This is a genomic window from Exilispira thermophila (assembly GCF_055389015.1).
Map to the genome: position 1 here is coordinate 1,099,755 of NZ_AP042476.1, position 20,571 is coordinate 1,120,325.

18 protein-coding genes are annotated in these 20,571 nt (G+C 23.7%); 8 read left to right on the top strand and 10 right to left on the bottom strand.

Translation table 11 applies throughout. From position 1 onward, the window contains the following. Positions 1-8: 8 nt before the first annotated feature. Together ACZ5EC_RS04740 and ACZ5EC_RS04745 are read right to left on the bottom strand one after the other, a co-directional pair. Positions 9-947, bottom strand: a complete 939-nt coding sequence (locus ACZ5EC_RS04740; protein WP_464303809.1) for a biotin--[acetyl-CoA-carboxylase] ligase — start codon at positions 945-947, stop codon at positions 9-11. Then, positions 940-1,251: a hypothetical protein gene (locus tag ACZ5EC_RS04745; RefSeq protein ID WP_464303810.1), complete on the bottom strand. Its 312-nt coding sequence runs from the start codon at positions 1,249-1,251 to the stop codon at positions 940-942. The genes ACZ5EC_RS04740 and ACZ5EC_RS04745 overlap by 8 nt, the downstream gene beginning before the upstream one ends. A 652-nt stretch (positions 1,252-1,903) precedes the next feature. On the opposite strand from ACZ5EC_RS04745, the gene ACZ5EC_RS04750 reads away from it, so the two are divergent. The 7 genes from ACZ5EC_RS04750 to ACZ5EC_RS04780 all read left to right on the top strand — a co-directional run bounded on the left by ACZ5EC_RS04750 (position 1,904) and on the right by ACZ5EC_RS04780 (position 10,481). Beyond that, on the top strand, positions 1,904-3,397 hold the full coding sequence (locus ACZ5EC_RS04750) for a hypothetical protein (protein ID WP_464303811.1): 1,494 nt from the start codon (positions 1,904-1,906) through the stop codon (positions 3,395-3,397). 208 nt (positions 3,398-3,605) lie between these two features. Continuing rightward, positions 3,606-4,664: an efflux RND transporter periplasmic adaptor subunit gene (locus ACZ5EC_RS04755; protein ID WP_464303812.1), complete on the top strand. Its 1,059-nt coding sequence runs from the start codon at positions 3,606-3,608 to the stop codon at positions 4,662-4,664. 127 nt (positions 4,665-4,791) lie between these two features. Then, complete coding sequence (locus ACZ5EC_RS04760) at positions 4,792-5,502, top strand: ABC transporter ATP-binding protein (protein WP_464303813.1); 711 nt, start codon at positions 4,792-4,794, stop codon at positions 5,500-5,502. After that, positions 5,471-6,751: an ABC transporter permease gene (locus ACZ5EC_RS04765; RefSeq protein ID WP_464303814.1), complete on the top strand. Its 1,281-nt coding sequence runs from the start codon at positions 5,471-5,473 to the stop codon at positions 6,749-6,751. Before ACZ5EC_RS04760 ends, ACZ5EC_RS04765 begins: the two co-directional genes overlap by 32 nt. Before the next feature lie 864 nt (positions 6,752-7,615). Further along, positions 7,616-8,050: an NfeD family protein gene (locus ACZ5EC_RS04770; protein ID WP_464303815.1), complete on the top strand. Its 435-nt coding sequence runs from the start codon at positions 7,616-7,618 to the stop codon at positions 8,048-8,050. Between the two features lie 81 nt (positions 8,051-8,131). After that, on the top strand, positions 8,132-9,136 hold the full coding sequence (locus ACZ5EC_RS04775; protein ID WP_464303816.1) for an SPFH domain-containing protein: 1,005 nt from the start codon (positions 8,132-8,134) through the stop codon (positions 9,134-9,136). Positions 9,137-9,161: 25 nt separating this feature from the next. Beyond that, positions 9,162-10,481: a glucose-6-phosphate isomerase gene (locus tag ACZ5EC_RS04780; protein WP_464303817.1), complete on the top strand. Its 1,320-nt coding sequence runs from the start codon at positions 9,162-9,164 to the stop codon at positions 10,479-10,481. A gap of 145 nt (positions 10,482-10,626) precedes the next feature. Here the strand turns inward: ACZ5EC_RS04780 and ACZ5EC_RS04785 are convergent, their stop codons facing one another. Together ACZ5EC_RS04785 and ACZ5EC_RS04790 are read right to left on the bottom strand one after the other, a co-directional pair. Then, positions 10,627-10,734, bottom strand: a complete 108-nt coding sequence (locus tag ACZ5EC_RS04785) for a MetS family NSS transporter small subunit (protein WP_464303818.1) — start codon at positions 10,732-10,734, stop codon at positions 10,627-10,629. A gap of 17 nt (positions 10,735-10,751) precedes the next feature. Then, complete coding sequence (locus ACZ5EC_RS04790; RefSeq protein ID WP_464303819.1) at positions 10,752-12,407, bottom strand: sodium-dependent transporter; 1,656 nt, start codon at positions 12,405-12,407, stop codon at positions 10,752-10,754. A 264-nt stretch (positions 12,408-12,671) separates the two neighbouring features. On the opposite strand from ACZ5EC_RS04790, the gene ACZ5EC_RS04795 reads away from it, so the two are divergent. Continuing rightward, positions 12,672-13,388, top strand: coding sequence for a hypothetical protein (locus tag ACZ5EC_RS04795; RefSeq protein WP_464303820.1), 717 nt, complete (start codon positions 12,672-12,674; stop codon positions 13,386-13,388). A 10-nt stretch (positions 13,389-13,398) separates the two neighbouring features. On the opposite strand, the gene ACZ5EC_RS04800 is transcribed toward ACZ5EC_RS04795, so the two are convergent. From ACZ5EC_RS04800 to mraY, 6 genes are all read right to left on the bottom strand, one after another. After that, positions 13,399-14,814 (bottom strand): B12-binding domain-containing radical SAM protein, encoded by a 1,416-nt coding sequence (locus ACZ5EC_RS04800; RefSeq protein ID WP_464303821.1) that lies wholly within the window; start codon positions 14,812-14,814, stop codon positions 13,399-13,401. A 15-nt stretch (positions 14,815-14,829) separates the two neighbouring features. After that, positions 14,830-15,999: a cell division protein FtsZ gene (gene ftsZ, locus ACZ5EC_RS04805; protein WP_464303822.1), complete on the bottom strand. Its 1,170-nt coding sequence runs from the start codon at positions 15,997-15,999 to the stop codon at positions 14,830-14,832. Positions 16,000-16,282: 283 nt separating this feature from the next. After that, positions 16,283-17,497 carry a cell division protein FtsA gene (gene ftsA / locus ACZ5EC_RS04810; RefSeq protein ID WP_464303823.1) on the bottom strand — a complete coding sequence of 405 codons (1,215 nt, stop codon included), beginning with the start codon at positions 17,495-17,497 and terminating at the stop codon, positions 16,283-16,285. After that, the gene (locus tag ACZ5EC_RS04815) at positions 17,490-18,275 is read right to left on the bottom strand and encodes an FtsQ-type POTRA domain-containing protein (protein ID WP_464303824.1); all 786 of its coding nucleotides are present in this window, start codon (positions 18,273-18,275) and stop codon (positions 17,490-17,492) included. The genes ftsA and ACZ5EC_RS04815 overlap by 8 nt, the downstream gene beginning before the upstream one ends. Then, positions 18,272-19,333: an FtsW/RodA/SpoVE family cell cycle protein gene (locus ACZ5EC_RS04820; protein WP_464303825.1), complete on the bottom strand. Its 1,062-nt coding sequence runs from the start codon at positions 19,331-19,333 to the stop codon at positions 18,272-18,274. Before ACZ5EC_RS04820 ends, ACZ5EC_RS04815 begins: the two co-directional genes overlap by 4 nt. Positions 19,334-19,476: 143 nt before the next feature. After that, entirely contained in the window at positions 19,477-20,568 is a 1,092-nt protein-coding gene (gene mraY, locus ACZ5EC_RS04825) for a phospho-N-acetylmuramoyl-pentapeptide-transferase (RefSeq protein WP_464303826.1), read from the bottom strand. Positions 20,569-20,571: the final 3 nt, after the last annotated feature.

A 20,571-nucleotide genomic window follows, 5' to 3' on the forward strand; every position in this document is an offset into this window, starting at 1 on the left:
ATTGAAATTCATCTTATTACAACTTGAGTTAAATCTACAATATATTCTTTTAAAGAAACTTTTTCTGACATTATTGTATTCTTTTTTATAACTTTAATTTTAAAATCTGGTAAAATCTCTTTGACAGTACAAAGAACAACTTTATTATTGTTTTCATCATTTAAATTTATATATATGTCTTTATCTTTAAGTTCAATTATATTAACCCATTTATCAAAAAAATGCTTAAACCCTTGAATTTTCCACAATTCATAATAATTAATTATATAATTTATTAAATTATTTATAAATTGTTCTTTTTCTACATATGTCCCTATTTCAATAAAAAGACTAGTTGCTTTTTTATTAATTGTTTTTAAAAACTCTTGATCACTATTTAAGTTAAAACCAATACCAATTGCAATAACTTCAAAAGAGTTATTTTTAAAAACTGTTTCTATTAATATTCCAGATAATTTTTTATCACCAATCAATATATCATTAGGCCATTTAATCTTTAAAGAATCAACTACCCTTTTAATTTTATTTGCTTTATTTATATTTATACTATCCAGCTTAATGTTCTTTAATTTTTTTTCTTTATTATTATTATCATTGTTAAATTTACTATCTTTTTTGTGGTTTAAAATCTGTCTTAGATAATTATTTAAATAATCAATAGTAGCATCATAGACAGATAAAGCTACAACCTGGGAAAGTTCTGCAACTGAATAATTAATTTTTTCGTCTGGTTTAATGACCAATGTTAAATAGATATTTTTTGAATCATGAGAATTCCATTTATTTTCCCTTCTACCTCTTCCATTAGTTTGTATATCAGAAACAATAGCATCAAAGTTATTTAAATTTTTATAATTTTTTAAAACAAAGGTATTTGTTGAATCTATTGAATCAAAATGTAGTATTTTATATTTATTATATTTATCTTTTTTATTTCTTTTAACCATTATTTTTTTTAATTTCTCTTACAAAATTTCTTTTTTCAATTTCATAAGCAATCTCAATTCTGTGTTTCAACTTTAACTCTTCATAAACACCATGATTATGAGATGACCAGTTTTTTAAAATTTCTAATTCAGTTAAATTAAAATCGCAGACAACACTATTTATGTTATTATCAATTTTAATTTTTTGTAAAATACTTGATTCTTCTCCAATTGCAAAAGCACCATCCCCGAAATGGCCATCAGACTCATACGAAAACCATGTTTTTATAAACTGTGTTTCTAATTTACTTAATTCTATTTTCATATTTCTTATCCCTGAATTAAAAATAAATATATTTTTATTTTTAGCAATAATCCATTAATTAAATATTAACTACTACTCTTTTGTTTTTTATATATAAATATATTACATATATATTATATATATGTATATAATTATCACAAATATTTAGAATTTAAACAATTTTGATAATGAATTCCTTCTATTTAGTAGAGTTTTCCATTTCTAACACCCTTTATTAATATCATATAAGATCCAAAAAGTTTCATTTATTTTAAATAAATTTTTAATCAACACTTTATTACAAATTTATTTTTTCTTTTTTTGAACTTTTTATTTAGTAAAATTTAATTATCTTATTTTTAACTTTCCCATTTTTTTTTAATTTCTTAATAAATTCATATTTTCTTCACAAATTCTTCAAATTTATAAAGAATATTTTTTTAAAAGTTATTATTGAAAGTTATTTATATGTATTAATTATTTTTCTTTAATTAAATAAAAATAATTAAAAAAAAATTAATTAAATAGAAAATAATTTTATATTTATATATTTTAAAATATCTTAATAGTTCTATTTTGCAAATAGTTTTTAATGTAAAAAAGATTAAAATATAAATTGTAAAAATCTTTTAATAATTATAATAAGTAAAACAAATATATATGAGGTTAAAAAATGAATAAAATTATTATAAATCATTACACTTTCTCCAGATACAAATTATTTTTGTTTTATTTTTTAATTATTTTAACTTTTTTAAATATCCATTTAGTATTAGCTCAAGAAAACAATGATCTTGATTTCCCTTTCGATATAAATCAAATAACTAAAAATAATATAGATATTATAAATTTAAATTTAGAAATTGAAAAACAAAAAAAACAAATAGAGTTATACAAACTAAACAATGGTTTTAACATAAATTTTACAATGAATAAAATTTCATCATCACTTGATAATAATTCTTCAACAACCTTTCCATATGATAGTCATGAAACATTATCATTAATTCAAGCAATTACAATTAATCCAGGAAATTATTTTAATGGCGCTTCCTTTAATTTGAATAATAATTTTTCTCTTAATTATTATGATACTAATCTTGATTTATCTGACAATCCTAATTTCAGTAATACCTTTAGTATAGGTATAGATTTTTCTTTAAAACAATTTCTTTCAAATAACTACATAATAAATTTAACAATAATGGAAAAAACTCTGGAAAATCTTGAACTTCAACTTGATTCACTTAAAAAAAGTATTTATGCTCAATTTTTAACTCTTCTTGAAAGTTATTATAATACCTATCTTTTAATTAAAACAAATGATTACAATTTATATATTGAGCAAAATAACTTAAATTTGATAAAAAACAGATATAGCAAAGATTCATATAATTATAAGAATCAATATAATAAAATTATTAATTTACAAAACCTTATAAATTATGAAAAACAAAAATTAAAAAACATTAACATTAAAATTAATAATTTATTAAATTTAAAAATTAATATTGATAAAATAATAGAAAGTATTTTAGAAAAAGCTATTCTCTATTATAAACAATATAGCAATAATATAAGATTTATTGATTTTGAATCATTTAAAGAATATATAAAAAATTATGATGATATTAAAATTTCAAAAAATTATATTGAAATTGATAAATTAAATAATCAAATAACATTGTCAGATAAAATTCCCAATATTAGTTTTTCTTTAAATTATAATTTGAATTTAAATAACATACTATCATCTAATTTTGATAAAGATAATGATATATCTCATTCTATATCATTTTTAATAAATTATTCATTTGACCTGAATAAAAATAAAAAAAACAAGATTCAAAATGAAATTGATAAAATAAATATAAATTCAGATGAAAATGATCTTTTAAAAAAATATAACTCTATTTATGAAACATATTTAAATATAGTTGAAAATATTATATCCATAAAAAATAACATAATTCATACAAAAAATAATTTAGATTCATCAACAATTGAGTTAAATGAAAAAAGTAAAAAAGTTTCAATTTTTGGTGAATATGAGATTAATAGATTAAAAAAACAAAATGAATTGTATAAAATACAAATAAATAACTATTATTTACAATTTTATTACTCTATAATTGAATTAAATTGGTATTTAAATTTTATAAAATAAAATTCATTAAAACTATTGAAAATTAGTATTTTAAATTATTTTAACCATGTTTGTTTTAAAAAATATTATTTTGTTTAACAAATTAAACTTGTTAAAAAGATTAAATTATTAAAAAAATGGAGAGTATTTAAGTTGTCTAATATTATTTTAGATAATTAATTATTATTTTTGATAATCAATTTAGTATTAAAAATATAAGGAACTAAATATGAAAATTAAAAAATGGGTAAAGATTGTTTTAATTATTCTTGTTATCCTTTTAATAGCTTTTTTTGTATTTACATATTTAAAAAAAGTTAATGAAAACAAAAAAACAGCTAGATTCAATGAATTAATTATAAAAAAAGCAAAAAAATATACTGTTTCTAAGAATAGTATACCAGATTATATTGAAGTTGATGATGAAGTTGAACCTAAAGAAATTAAAAATCTATTTTTCCCAATAAGTGGTAAAATTGAAAAAATATATGTTGAAGAAGGTGATAATGTAAAAAAAGATCAATTAATTGCAAAACTTGATACTTCCAGTATTGAATTAAATATATTGCAAATAGAAAAAGACATTGATAATGCAATCGTAAATGGTAGTTCAAACCTTGATATTGAAATTTTAAAAAAACAAAAGAGTATCTATGAACAACAACTTGAGGAAGCTTATTTAAAAGCTCCTTTTTCTGGATATATTGCAAGTTTAGATGTAGATGAAAATGATGTTATATCTGCTGGACATTCTATAGGACAAATTTATGACCTTTCATATTTAATTTCAAAAATATGGATAGATGAAACAGAAATAAGAAAACTAAAAGTTGGTAATTTAGTAGAAGTAAAATTTTCTTATAATGAAAGTAAAAAATATTATGGAAAGATTGATAAAATTTATAAAAATTTTCAGATAGTTGATGGAGTTGTAAGTTATCCTGTTGAAATTAAATTTGATAAGTTACCCGAAGAGATAAATCCAGGATTCACATTTTCTGGAAAAATATATTATGGTAAAAAAACAGATAAAATTGTTATTCCAATTACTTCTGTAAATAAAGATGAAAAAGGATATTATGTTGCTAAAATTGATAATAATAAAATAATAAAAACCTATATCAAAATAGGTGATATAGGAGAAAAATACTATGAAGTTGTAGATGGATTAAAAGAAGGAGATATAATTCTATTTTTAAATATACTTAATTATAAAAAATTAGACAAATTTAAAAAAGGATTTAATCCATTAAAAAGAAGACCTCCGCCTCCTTCAAAAGGGAAATAATAATCTTAAATTACAAAAATTAAAATTATAATATTATAAAAATGATAATATTTAAAAAGTTACAAAATCTAAAAAATAGATTTATTCTTTAAAAATAGTTTTTAAAGAATAAAACAGGTTAAAGAATATGATAAAAAATATAAAAGATAACAAAATTGTAAAAATAGAAAACCTAGTAAAGATATATGATACTGGAAAAGTAAAAGTGCATGCTTTACGTGGTATAGACCTTGAAATAGAAGATGGAGAATTTATTTCTATAATGGGTCATTCAGGTTCAGGTAAATCAACTTTAATGCATTTAATTGGGTGTCTTGATATACCAACTCAGGGAAAAATATATATTGAAAACACAGATGTTTCCAAAGCGGATGATAACTTTTTAGCAATTATTAGAAATCAAAAAATTGGTTTTGTTTTCCAGGCATTTAACCTAATTAATAAACTTAATTGTCTTCATAATGTTATAACTCCATTGATTTATCAGGGTATTGACAGAAACAAAAGGATAACAATTGCCAAAGCAATGCTTGAAAAAGTTGGACTTGCAGATAAATTTTATTCAAAACCTCTTGAATTATCAGGTGGACAAAGACAAAGAGTTGCAATTGCAAGGGCTCTAGTAACTAATCCAAAAATCATTTTAGCTGATGAACCAACTGGTGCATTAGATACAGAAACTTCAAAAGAGATAATGGAATTATTTACTAAACTCAATCAAGAAGGGAAAACTGTTATTATTGTCACTCATGAAAATGATATTGCAAATTATGCAAAAAAAATAATTCATATTAAGGATGGAAAAATTGAAAAAATTGAAATTAATCAAACAAAATAAAATCAGTATATTAAAACGAATAAAAGCTTCCTGGTTCATCTTTGTTGATAATTTTATAATAGGATTTCAATCAGTTATTGGTAATAAATCAAGAACTTTTCTTTCTATGTTGGGAATTATTATAGGTATAGCATCTGTAATAGCAGTCACTTCTTTAGGTCAATCTGCAACTTATGGAATTAAAAGCCAGATAGAAAGTATAGGTACATCTAACATTATGCTATTTGCAAAACCTAAAAACTCAAAAACAAGATTACTTTATAAAAAATACTTTACCTTTGATTTAAAAAATACTATAAAAGAAAATATTCCTGGTATTTCAAATATTATAATTAACTTATCAAAAAATGTTTATGCAAAATATAAAAATAATTCTGATTCATTTACATTAAAAGCAACAGATAGTTCATGGGCTGAAATTAATAACTACTATGCAATAAAAGGGCGATTTCTAACAAAAGATGATGACAATAAAATGAATGTTGTAATTGGTAGTGAAGTTGCTTCTACCCTTTTTGGCAAAGAAGATCCAATAAATAAAAAAATATCTGTTTATGTTAACCATAAAATATTTACTTTTAAAGTTATTGGAGTTATGGAGAGTAAAACAAGAAGTTTAATATCATATTTTGATCAGGATATATATATACCTATACAAACTTATAAACACAAAATTCAGAATATAAAAAATGTAAATCAATTAATTCTTTTAATAGATAATCCTGAAGATTCAGAACTAGTAACTGAATCACTTGACATTCTATTAAAAAAAATAGCTCATTTACCCAATGATGAAACTGATTTATATTATGTTATAATTTCTCAAGCAGAACTTCTTGCAACATACAATGAAGTAACAAAAACATTAAACCTTTTTTTAGGTGGCATTGCTGCAATTTCATTAATTGTTGGTGGTATAGGAATCATGAATATAATGCTGGTTTCTGTTACTGAAAGAACAAAAGAAATTGGTATAAGAAAAGCAATTGGTGCAAAAAAAAGTTATATATTTTCTCAATTTTTAATAGAATCTTCTTTAATTTCTGGTATTGGTGGAATTATAGGGCTATTTTTTGGTATTGGAATTACATATATATTGGATAAAATTTTTAAATGGGAATATGTTATTAACATACAAGCTTTATTAATTGCTATAATTTTTTCTCTTTTTATTGGAACTTTCTTTGGCTTTTATCCTGCAAAAAAAGCTGCAGAATTAAATCCTGTTGAAGCATTAATGTATGAATAAATACTAGAATGCTAAACAAAGATATTTTAATATATGAATAAATTCATATTTTAAAAGTTGAATTACTAATACAAAAATTCTAAATATATAATTAAATCAAAAATATATGGGACCGTTAATAATATTGTTCAAACTTTAATTTAATAAAACCTTTTTTTAAATTAAAAATCAATAAAATTTGATAATTTTTCCAAATTAATATTAAAAAATAAACTATTATTTTATGTTTTGCATTTTTTATACTTATTATTTTTGAAGGGATGTAAACTTTTTTAAAAGTTAAGCTTATATTTTTTATTAGTTTTTGTCACTTACCAAAAGCAAAAAAGAAAATATTTTTTCGTGGCTGGTGAAGTTAATGATAAAATTAGAAATTATTTTTGTTGATTTAATAAAGAAAAACAATATTTATATCATAATTGAAATTTTTCGACTGGATTGTAGTTGTCGAAGATAAAAAAGAATAAATTATTTTCCGTGGTTGGTGCAGTTAATGATAAAATTGAAATTGTTGTATTTAATTAAATTATTAAAAGTTATATATCTATCATTGTTAAAATTTTTTGAGTGATTGTTAGTTGTCAAAGACATAAAAGATAAAATATTTATTTTTGTTTAATGTTATAATGGATATAACAATAAAATTACATAACTAACCTAATGAAAAAAATTTTAACAATGATAGAATTATTTCTTATTTTTTAAATATCTTTATAATTTCAATTTTATTATTAACAAATAAATTTCAATTTTATTATTAACAAAAAGGAATTTAACTTGACATCATTATTCAATAATCTATTATATGTTTAAATTATAACAAAATAGTTGTTTGTTTTTACATTTTAGTTTATGGAGGTTTTTATGCAAGTATGGGTTGTATGGATAACTGGAGCTATTATACTTTTAATTTTAGAGATATTTATACCTGGATTTACTATTGCAACATTTGGTATTGGGGCTCTTTTAGCTGGTATTCTAGCTTTTTTTTACCATAACATTTATATTGAGTTATTATTATTTGCAATATCTTCTTTTATTGTCTTTTTATGGTTAAGACCTATTGTTATAAAAACTCTTTATAAATCCTCCTCCAATGTAAAAACCAATGTTGATGCTCTAATTGGAAAAGAAGCAAAAGTTATTGAAAAAATTAATAACATTGAATTCACAGGAAGAGTAAAAATTGGTGGTGAGAATTGGAAAGCTATTTCTGAAGATGATTCAATTATTGAAATTGGTGAAATTGTAAAAGTAGTTAAAGTTGATGGAGCAAAAGTTATTGTCAAAAAAGATTAACTATGAAAAAAATATAAAGTATTTTTATATAACTATATAAAATATAAATTTAAAAAAGTACAAAATTTTTAGGAGGTTTTTATGAGTTTAAGTTCTTTTTCAATAATTATTGGAGCAATTGTTTTATTTGTACTAATTGTTGTTATTAGAGGTATTAGAATTGTTCCCCAGGCACAGGTTATTATTATTGAAAGATTAGGTAAATTTCACAAGGTTTTAAAAAGTGGTGTTAATATAATTATTCCTATACTTGATAAACCTAGAGCTACAGTCTGGAATAGAGTTAAAAAATTACCTGGTGGACAGATAGTAGTTCAAAGAACAACTGTTACTAATATTGATTTAAGAGAAAATGTTTATGATTTCCCAAAACAAAATGTTATAACCAGAGATAATGTTGTTATTGAAATTGATGCAATTCTATATTATCAAATCACAGATCCTGTTAAATCTGTTTATGAAATTGCAAATTTACCTGACGCAATGGAAAAATTAACTAAAACTACATTGAGAAATGTTATTGGTGAAATGGATCTTGATGAAACTCTTTCTTCAAGAGATAAAATTAATAATAAATTAAGACAAATATTAGATGAAGCTACTGACAAATGGGGAGTTAAAGTTAATAGAGTTGAAATACAGGATATCAATCCACCAAAAGATATCAAAGATGCAATGGAAAAACAGATGAGAGCTGAAAGGGATAGAAGGGCTGCAATTTTACAAGCTGAAGGGCAGAAGCAATCCAAAATTCTTGAATCTGAAGGAGTTAAACAATCAGCAATTAATAGAGCTGATGGTGAAAAACAGGCTAAAATTTTACAGGCTGAAGGTGAAGCACAAGCTAAGATTGCAATAGCTGAAGCTGAAGCAATTGCAATCAATAAAATCAGTGAAGCAATTTCTAAAACAAAAACAGACCCAGGAACTTATTTAATTGCTTTAAAATATATGAATACTCTTGAAACCATATCCAGTGGAAAAGATAATAAAATCATTTATCTTCCTTATGAAGCATCTGGTATATTGGGTTCAATTGGTTCAATTAAAGAGCTATTTGGAAAAGATTTACCAAAAAAAGTTTAAATTTTCTCAAATTTAGGGGAATATTATGATAACTATAAATACAAATTTTTTAGACCAATATATCAATAAATTAGAATATTCAAAAATTATTGAAAATGCTAAAATCGCTTTAAATAAATTAACAACTCATTCAGGAATTGGGAATGAATTTACTGGCTGGGTAGATTATGAAAAAGTATTAAACCAGAAATTAATTGATGAAATTAATGGAACAGCTAAAAAATTATCCTCTATTTCTGATTATATAATTTCTATTGGGATAGGTGGTTCTTATTTAGGAGCTAAAGCTTTACTTGATTCATTTCCAGGTAATGAAAAAGTAATATTTGCAGGTAATAATATATCACCTTATCAAATTAAAAAATTATTTAAAACTATAGAAAATAAAGACTTTTCGATAATTGTTATTTCAAAATCTGGAACAACTACTGAAACTTCTATAATTTTTAGATTATTTAAAGAAAAACTGATCGAAAAGTATGGTATCGAAAAATTATCAGATAGAATTGTTGCAGTCACTGATAAGCAAAAAGGTGCATTAGTAAAAACATGTGAAAAATACAATATAAAAAAATTTATAATACCAGACAATATTGGAGGAAGATTTTCTGTTTTCACACCAGTTGGATTACTCCCATTAGCTGCAGCTGGACACGATATCAACATAATTTATAAAACTATTGTTTCTTATATTGGTGAATTAAAAAATAATGATGATTCAAATATTGCTATTAAATATGCCAGTTTAAGATACTATCTTTATAAACATAAAAAATATAAAACTGAATATCTTATTACTTATGATGAACCTCTAAGATATATTATTGAATGGTGGAAACAACTTTTTGGAGAATCTGAAGGCAAAGATAAAGTTGGATTAATGCCCTCTGGTGCTGTATTTACTACTGATTTGCATTCCATAGGTCAATACCTTCAAGAAGGTGAGAGAATTTTATTTGAAACAGTTTTAAATATTAATAAATATGATGAGGATTTTATAATTCCTGAAGATAAAGACAATTTTGATAATTTTAATGATGTTGCTCATAAACCAATCTCAGAAATTCAAAAAATTGCTTTTTATTCTACTACAATTGCACATTCTAATGGGGATGTCCCTATAATTATACTAAATCTGACAAATTACACTCTTTCAACCTTTACTAAATTAATGTTGTTTTTCATGTTTTCATGTGGTATTTCTGGTTATTTATTAGGTATAAATCCATTTAATCAACCAGGAGTAGAAAGTTATAAAGCTAATATGAAAGCGTTAATGTTTAAAGATAAAAAATATGAAAAATTAAAAAATGAAATTAATGATAAAATTGAAAAGCTATTCTAGTTTTTTATCAATTAAGCAATTTAATATTATTGCTAAATTATAGTTAAATTAAAAAAGGGGGGAAAATTCCCCCTTTTTTTGTTGAGATCAAATTAATTATATAGTTCAACTATAGATAATTTTATAATTGAATAGAGTAATAATTTTATTCTCTATTTGTATCCTCGTTTTTCATTTTTGATACACCATAAAATGCACCACCAAAGAGGATAATGAACCCAACTATTGCCATTATAATAGCTCCTGTACTCATAATACCCTCCTTATAACTTAAGCACTTTGTGCTTTGTTTTTTCTCATAGCATTAACAATTAATCCACCAATAAGAACTGAACCTACTAAAATTAAAGAAGCCCATAATCTCATTGTAGCATTATAGAATAGATAGAATGCTATGATCATACCAACATAAATTATAGCCCATCCAATGAATCTACCAAATTTATTGTTAATTTTTGGCATATCATTTCTATCCTGCATTAAGATAGATAAGAATAACAATGAAATCATTAATATCCAGCCTAGTACCATAAGAGCCCACATTGGATATCCACCATATGGATTTTTAACTTCTTCTACAATACTTGAAACTATAACAATTATTAAAATAATTGGTGATAACCATTTAACTGTAAATACCCAGAATTTACCAAGTTTTATTTCAGAAGTTGAATCAATATCCTTAGATACTTTATTAATATCATAGAACCAGCCAATGAGTAGAGCCTCCAATAACCCTACAATAACAAGACCCCAGTTCATCCAGTGGTCAACAACATCAAGATAATATAAACCAGCTTTAGTTGAATAAAGTAATCCAATAACAAAACCAATTACAACAACCCATAATAAAGCTTTTTCTCTTTTTACATTAAAAGAGTCTTTCAATCCTGTAACTATTGCTTCAACTAATGAAAAAGCTGAGTCAATTCCTAAAGTTAATAACATAAAGAAAAAGAAAATACCAAAAATTGATTGAACCCAAATTCCACCTGGTAATTTAGCAATAGCTGTTGGAAAAGTAACAAATGCTAAACCAACACCAGCACCTGCAACTTTATCAACAGGTTGCCCAGTAGCCTGAGCAAGATAACCTAATACAGAAAATACAGCAAATCCTGCAAAAAAAGATGTTGCACAGTTAGCAAATGAAACAACCCATGCATTTGTATTAATATCAGAATCTTTTGGTAAATATGAAGCATATGCAATCATTACACCAAAACCAAGAGATAATGAAAAGAAAATCTGACCATATGCTCCCAACCATACTTTTGCATTAGTTAATATACTCCAGTTAGGTCTTAAATAGTAATCTAAACCAACACCAGCACCTTTTAATGTAATACCTCTAATTATAATAATTGCTAACAATGCCCATGGTAAACCTACAGTCCAATTTACAACTTTACCAACAACTTTAACCCCTTTATAAAGTATGAGGTAAATAGAAATCCATGTTAACAAATTACCTATAACTACACCCCATTGTAAACCGCCAAGTTGATTGATACCTTTACTTAAACCCAAAACTTTTCCAAAAAAGAAATCTCCAGCATTTCCACCTGACCATTTAACACCTATTGAATAGAAAAGATAATCCCATGCCCATCCCATTATTACAGTATAATAGAATGTAATCATAGCTGCAACAGCTAGAGCAAACCAACCAATATAATTAGCTTTTTTTCTAATAAAACCATAAGCTTCAGTTGGTCCTTTTTGATATCTAACACCAAGGTAATATTCCAGTGCTACCAGAGGAACACCTGTAGTAATCAAAGCTATAAGATAAGGAATAAAGAATGCACCACCACCATTTGAATAAGCCATGTATGGGAATCTCCATACATTACCTAATCCTATAGCTGAACCAATTGCTGCCATAACAAATGCAGCTCTCTTATCCCACCTTTCTCGAGCCATTTATTACCTCCTATACATATTTTAACTAACTATAATTAAATTATCAAATTTGTCAATAAAAATTAATAATTTTTGACAATTTATTGCATTTTATTAATAATCACAAATCTATACTTTTAAGTTTCATGGATTTGTAACCTTATGTTTATAGTTGTAAAAAAGAATAAATGAATTTTAAAAAATATTTTATTTTTAACAATATTGGCTAAATTTATAAATTAATTTTTTCTATATGATAACGATAAATAATTTAAAAGGAAATTTATGGAAACTACAAATAGATATTATAAAAAAAGTTTTTTAATCACTTTACTAATTTTATCCCTTGTCCTTTTTGTAAGCGCAAAAATAGAAATAAAATGGTTGTTTGAATGGTATGATCTTCAAGATAAAGATACAGAGAAACTTATAAATCTTAGAATTGAAAATGGATGGAGTTTTGGTGGAATAGATTTTGATGGTTTTCAGTTTGCTATATTTTTTACAAAATACAATCCATTTGTAAAAAATAGTAAAATTACTAATTGGAATCTTTTTAACACAACTTTAAATGAAAAAGAAATTAATTCTCTTTATACTAAAAAAATAAAAGAGGGTTTTATCCCATTAGGAATTTCAGTTTATGAAGGAACTTTGTCAACTTTTTTTGTTAATTTAGATAAACCAATTTTTCTTATTAGTTATAAACTTGGAATATATAAAGATGATGAAAATTCTAATATTAGTACAATAATTGAAAATGAGATTAATAAAGACTACATCCCTGTTGGATTTAGTTATGATAAAGAGCAGTATTACATTTTGTATTTGAAAATTAAAGGTCATTCTTTAAAAGATAAAATCTGGGGTATAGATTGGGTTGCAAATAATTCTTATAACCTCAAAAATTATATTAAGCAATTGTATGATAAAGGATTAAAAATAACTGATTTTGATATTAAAAATGATACTATTGGTTTTTTCTGGACTGAAGACTATTAAAAAAAGTCTATTAAAAAATACTATTTTTAACCTCTTTTAAAAATAGTAACCTATTATTATTTTTATTATATTTTATTAATGCGGGTATTATTTTTTTACTATAATTTGATAGAATATATTGTATTAACCCTTCTTTATATGAAAGAAATTCAATTTTTATTCTACCAATTTTAAATAAAGATTTTTTTAATATTTTTAATTTATTATTATAAACATCTTCACTCATATATTTATTTTTACCCAAAATTGCCATTGGTTTAGGAATTAAAGGATTGATTGAAATCATAATGTTAATATTTTTTTTAATTTTTGATTTAAGTAATTTAAAAAATTCTATTATATAATCTTCATCATTTTCTTCTAATCCAAGAATAAAATAAAATTTAAATTTATTTATATTATTTTTTAAAGCAAATCTTATAAGGTTAAATATTTGTTCATTTGTAAAATTTTTCCCTATATTTTTACGCAGTTTATCATCCCCAGTTTCTGGAGCTAATGTTAATGAATGAAGATTAAACTCTTGAATAATTTTGAAAAAATTTTCATCAATTGAATCAACTCTTAGGGATGAAAAGTGGTAATTTACATCTTTTCCAAATCTTTTAAATATTTTATCTAAAAATTTATATTCTGGTAAGACAGCAGAAACTAAACCAATATTGTTTGTGTATTTCAATCCTTTAGATATTAAATTATAAACATTTTCTATATTCATTACCCTATATGGATGAGAAATTGTACTATAGTTACAAAAATGGCAATTATATAAACACCCCCTTGTTATTTCAACTAAAAAATAATTTGAAAAAACAGTGTTAGAAGTTAGATAAATTGTATGTCCAAAATTATTATTGTTAGTCAATTTATTTATTTTACTATAAATAAACCCTCTTTTTAAAAAAATTTTATCTTCATCATTTTTTTTAAGAATTAAATGTTCTATTGATTTATTAAAAATATCTTCATACTCATCAATTACCTCACCTTCACCCAGAAAAACATAATTAGCAATATATGCATATAAAAAAGGATTAATTGTGGGTGCTGCACCACCAATAATTATTTTAGGCCTATCTCTTTCAGAAGAAAACAAATTAATATTATGTGCTATTAATATGTCGATTAAATTTAAAAAATCATTTTCATATGATATTGAAACAAATATTAAATTATATTCTGATAATGACAGCTTTGAATCAGGTGAAAATACTTTTTTATTTTTTATAAAATACCTATTAATTGTAAAACCAATATTATTTAATAATTTTAAAATTGTCTGAAATCCTAAATTTGATGAGGCAATATAGTATGTATTTGGATATATTAAGGCAACATTTTTCCCTTTATAACTTAAAGGATATATGAATTTTTCATTATAGATAATTTCATCTCTTAAAGAACCTGCTCTAATCTTTTTTTTCATTATAAATTGATGTGTTTATGATTCTTTAGCTTTTCTTTTTAAAAAAGAAGGTATATCGTCATCAATATTTGAATTATTTTTAAGGTCCTGAAATACATTGTATGGAATAATTTTCTGATTCTTATTAGATATATCATTTACATTTTCATTTTTAAAAGATTCACCTTCTATCTCTTTTGAAATTGCTTCTTCTTTTCTTTCAGAAAAACCTGTTGCAATTATTGTAATCCTGATCATCTCTTTTTCTTTAAAATCATTATTATAAATTACACCAGGAATTATAATTGCATCATCAGCCATTTTTTGTGATATCATATTCATAACTTCATTATACTCTGACATTTGAAAATCATCACCACATTCTATATTAACAATAGCTGATTTAGCACCATCAATAGTTGCATTTTCTATCAAATTATTTGATATAGCATTAGTAACAGCTTCCATTACCCTATTTTCACCATTTCCTTCACCAATACCCATCAAAGCATATCCTGAATTTTTCATAACTGTTTTAACATCCTGAAAATCAACATTAATATATCCATGTTTTGTTAAAAGATCAGCAAGTCCCTGTACTGAATGTTTTAATATCTCATCTGCCATTGCAAAAGCATTAAACAAAGAAATTGAAGTTCTGGTAATCTCACCAATTCTATCATTAGGGATTACAATAAGAGTATCAACATATTGTCTTAATTTTTTTATTCCTTCTTCAGACTTCTTAATTTTGTTTCTACCTTCATGTTTAAATGGTTTTGTAACTACAGCTATTGTAAGACAACCGAGATCTCTTGCAACCCTCGCAACAACAGGAGCAGCACCTGTTCCAGTTCCTCCACCCATTCCAGCAGTAATAAAAACTAGATCAGCACCTTTAATTTGATCTCTAATTTTAGCTTGATCTTCCTCAGCAGCTTTTTCACCAATTTCAGGGTTAGCACCAGCTCCTAAACCTTTAGTTATTTTATTTCCAATCTGAATTTTATGATTGGCTTTTGAAGTTAATAACGCCTGTTTATCAGTATTAATTGCAATGAATTCTACATCTGCTAGATTTGCATCTATCATATGATTAACAGCATTTTGCCCGGCACCACCAACACCAATTACTTTTATTTTTGGAATCGGTAAACTATTATCCTCAATCTCTTCAACATTAATAGAAAATTCTCCCCCTGACATAATCCCCTCCCTATTATACTTAAAATATTTATTAAAATAAAAATAATTAAATTTTATCCATTAACTACAATAATATATTTTTATAAAAATAAATTTCAACAAAAAAATAATTACATTTAATAGTATTTTTTACATATTTTATTTTAATTTATTTTATTATATCAATTTTTAAAATAAAAAGCTATATTCTATTTAAATATTTTGTAAAACCTTTTTTATAGTAAAACTATCTCACATACCTTTCAAATTTTTTTATAATTATACCTTTTTTTAATATTTTTATTTATAATCTAAATATTTTTTTTATAAAATTTAAAAAATTACTTTTATTCTCATATACATTTTCATTTTCATCACTATCTAAAAACAGTTTGAGTAATCCAACAGCAACAGAATATTCTGGCGAAAAAATCCTATCATCAACACTTTTAAATCCAAATGGTTTACCAACTCTTACAGGGAAATCTAAGTGTTTATTACAAAATTGTTCTATCCCTTTTTGTTTAGCTCCTCCACCAGTTAAAACAATACCAGAAGCGATAAAATCAGACAAATTATTTTTTCTTATTAAATTATTAATTATTTCAAATAACTCTTTAAGCCTTGCTTCAATAATTTCAGAAAGATATTTTTTACTTTCCAGTCTTGAAGGATTTGCCCCAATTTGTGGAATTTCAATTTTTTCATCATCAGAAATATCATCAGGAAATGCATACCCTGAATTTATTTTAAGTTTTTCAGCTTCTTTTATTGGTATTTTCAAAAGTATAGCAATATCCTTTGTAATATTGAAAGATCCCATTGGAATAACATAGGTAAAATAAACAGAATTATTATAAAAACAGATTATATCAGTTGTTTGAGCACCAATATCAACAAGCAAAACACCTAATTCTTTTTCATCATCAGACAAAACTGCTTCTGATGCAGCTAAAGAGGAAATAGCAAGGTCTGCAAAATTGTATGAAGCTCTTAAAATAGAATTTTTTAAATTTTTAATTAATGCTGAGGATGCTGTTACAAGATGAACTGTAGCTTCAAGCCTTACTCCACTCATTCCAAGAGGGTCTTTAATTCCATCCTGATTATCTACTATATATTCCTGTTCTAAAACATGTATTATTTCTCTCCCTTTTGGAACAACAATAGTTCTTGCTGCATCAATTACTCTTGCAATATCATCATGGCTAATTTCATTATTTCTTCCAGATACAGCCACTACACCTCTTGAATTTATACCTGAAAGATGTTCACCCCCAATATTAGTAATTATTGAATCAACTTCATGGCCAGACATTAATTCAGCATCATAAGTTGCTTTTTTAATATTTTTTGTTGTAGTTTCAATATTAACAACAACACCCTTTTTTATACCTTTTGACTCATCTTCACCTAAACCAATAATAGAAAAATTATCGTTTTCATCTATCTTACCTATAAGAGTACATATTTTACTTGAACCAATATCACATGATGCAACAATTTTATCCTTACCCATTAAAACTTCCCTTTTCTTTTTCTACTATTCTTCCGATATCAGGAAAAGAAAAATCAACAAAATCTATCTTTTCTGGATTTTTAATTAAGTTTCTTAATAATAAAAAATTTTTTATTTTCTTATTATCTATAAAATTACCCATTTCAACTCTAAAAGGTGTATCTACAAAAAATGCTTCAATTTTATCTATGTTAACCTTTATCTCTGATATTATTCTTGCCTCTTTAGAAAAATATGTTGTTTTATTAAAAAAATCAACTTTAAATTCTGTTTTATCCCCTGGTTTATAAATTTTATTTATCTTTTTAGATAAAATCACATAATTAATAATATTTATATTACTTGCATATCCCAAAACAGTATAATCTTTACTTATTCTATAAAATAACCCCCTATCAGGATCATATAATATAAAATAAATTGGTTTTTCAATAATTATAATTTTTATTTTATTAAAAAAAGAATATTTTAGATTATAATCTTTAACAAAGTATAAAGAATTTATTTTTTCTTTCAATTTCTTTTTGTAAAAATTAAATATTGACAAATTATTTAAAGAAAATTTGTCTATAAAATCATTTTCAGAAATATATGTTAACCCTGATATCGTTATCTCTTGAGGATAAAATAATTTTTTATAAATATTTTTATTTGTTATAATTGTAATTAGTAAAACTATAAACAAACTAAGAAAAATATATAAAAAAAACTTTTTTATTTTAGAGTTTTTTCTTCTTATATAGCTATATCTATATTTTCCATTTATATCATATTTCATAAGCCCTCTTTTGAATAAGTTTTTAAAATTAATGAAACAAAAATAAGATTAATAAATAAAGATGATCCTCCATATGATATAAAAGGTAAAGTTAAACCGGTTGGGGGAAGTAATCCAGTAGCAACAGAAATGTTAAATATAGTTTGTAATATAATAATTATTAAAATATTAGTAATTAATAAAAAATGAAATTTTGAATTGGTATTAGCTGCAATAATATATACTTTTATCCCCCATAATATGTACAATAAGATAACAATAAAACTACCTAAAAATCCAAAATCATAAGCTATAGCAGAAAAAATATAATCAGAATAAGATAAAGGAAGAGAATTTGTTGCTTTATAAAATCCTATACCATTACCTTTTAATCCACCTCCAACTATACTTTTAAATGATTGAATAACCTGATATCCAATATCAGTTGGGTGTTTAAAAGGAATTAAATATGCAATAATTCTATTAGCTCTATAAGGAGAAATAAGAGCTAAAATTAAAAAAATTGATATAGAAAATAAAAACAAATAAACTAAATATAACAAAGGAATTTGAGAAATATACAAAGAAAATAATACAAAAGAAAAAATCAAAACAACTGTTGATAAATCTTTTTGATAATATATTAAAATTAAAAATATAAATGTTACAAGAATTGGGATTATTAAATCATCATAAAAATTAAAGATTCTATTTTCTTTTTTTGAAAACCAGTATGAAAAAAATACTACAATAGAAAATTTTGCAAACTCAGATGGTTGAATTGAAAAATATCCAAGAGATATCCATCTAGATGTTCCATTAACATTTATAATTCTGTTAATAATTATTGGAATTATTAATAAAACAAAAGTTAATACCATAATCAATGTAATATTTTTATATATAAAGTTTTTTATATCTATTTTAAATATAAAAATACCAACTAAAAGAGAAATAAAAAAAACTATGGTTTGTTTAATTAACATTATTTTACTTAATGTTCTTGAATATATCATTATAAAACCCAGAGTAATCAAAAGCAAAGTTAAAATAATTAAAACAAAATCTATTTTTTTCATAAATATACTTTTATTTTATATTTAAAAAAATTTTTATATTTTTTTATATTATATATTTTATTTTTTTATATTATATATTTTATATATTCTGTATTATTTAGAAATTAACCATCAAGTAATTAGTATAATATAAAATTTTAAAACTATCTAATCTTTAAAGTAGTTAAAGCAATTAAAGCTAAAATACCACCTATTATCCAGAAACGGATAATAACCTGAGTCTCCTTCCATCCCTTTAATTCAAAATGATGATGCAAAGGAGCCATTAAAAATACCCTTTTCCCGGTTAATTTAAAATATATTACCTGTATCATTACTGACATTGCAGTAGCTACAAACATACCACCAATTATAACCAGTAAAATCTCTGTTTTTGAAATTATAGAAAACATTCCAATTAAACCACCTAATAATATTGAACCTGTATCACCCATAAAAATTTCAGCAGGATGAGCATTATACCATAAAAATGATGCAACAGCACCAATCATCGATGCAACAACAACTGTACCTTCCCCTGAAAACAACAAATATGGTATTTTTAAATAATTAGCAACCTGTATATGTCCAGATATATAAATAAAAATAGCCATAGTAAACCCAACTATAAGTACTAACCCAGCTGCTAATCCGTCAAGTCCATCAGTTAAATTAACAGCATTTGAAGTTCCAACCATAACAAAGGTTGAGAAAAGAAGATAAAATATAGATAGGTTAAATATTGGAGAATTAATAAACGGAATATAAATTGATGTTAATACTGTTTTGTCTTTTTCAGGTGTAAAATAATAAAATAGAAATGAAATAAAAAGGGAAATTAAAGTTAAAAGGACCATTTTATATTTTGCAATTAACCCTTTTGGGTTTTGTTTAACTACCTTTAAATAATCATCAATATAACCAACTGCAGAAAATAAAACTATACCTATAATAAAAATATATGTATAGGGATTTGTAAAATTACCTACAAAAATCATTGAAACAATTAATGATATAGTCATTAAAATTCCACCCATAGTAGGGGTACCACTTTTTTTTAAATGCTCTTTAGGCCCATCATCCCTTACAACCTGTCCGATTAATTTTTGTTTCAATAATTTTATTAAAGAAGGGTAAAAAATAACACCTATTAAAAAAGATAATAACGCACCAATTGCAGATCGTACAGTTATATATCTGAATAAATTGAACCAGCTAACATATTTACTCAATGGATATAAAAATTGATATAACAATTC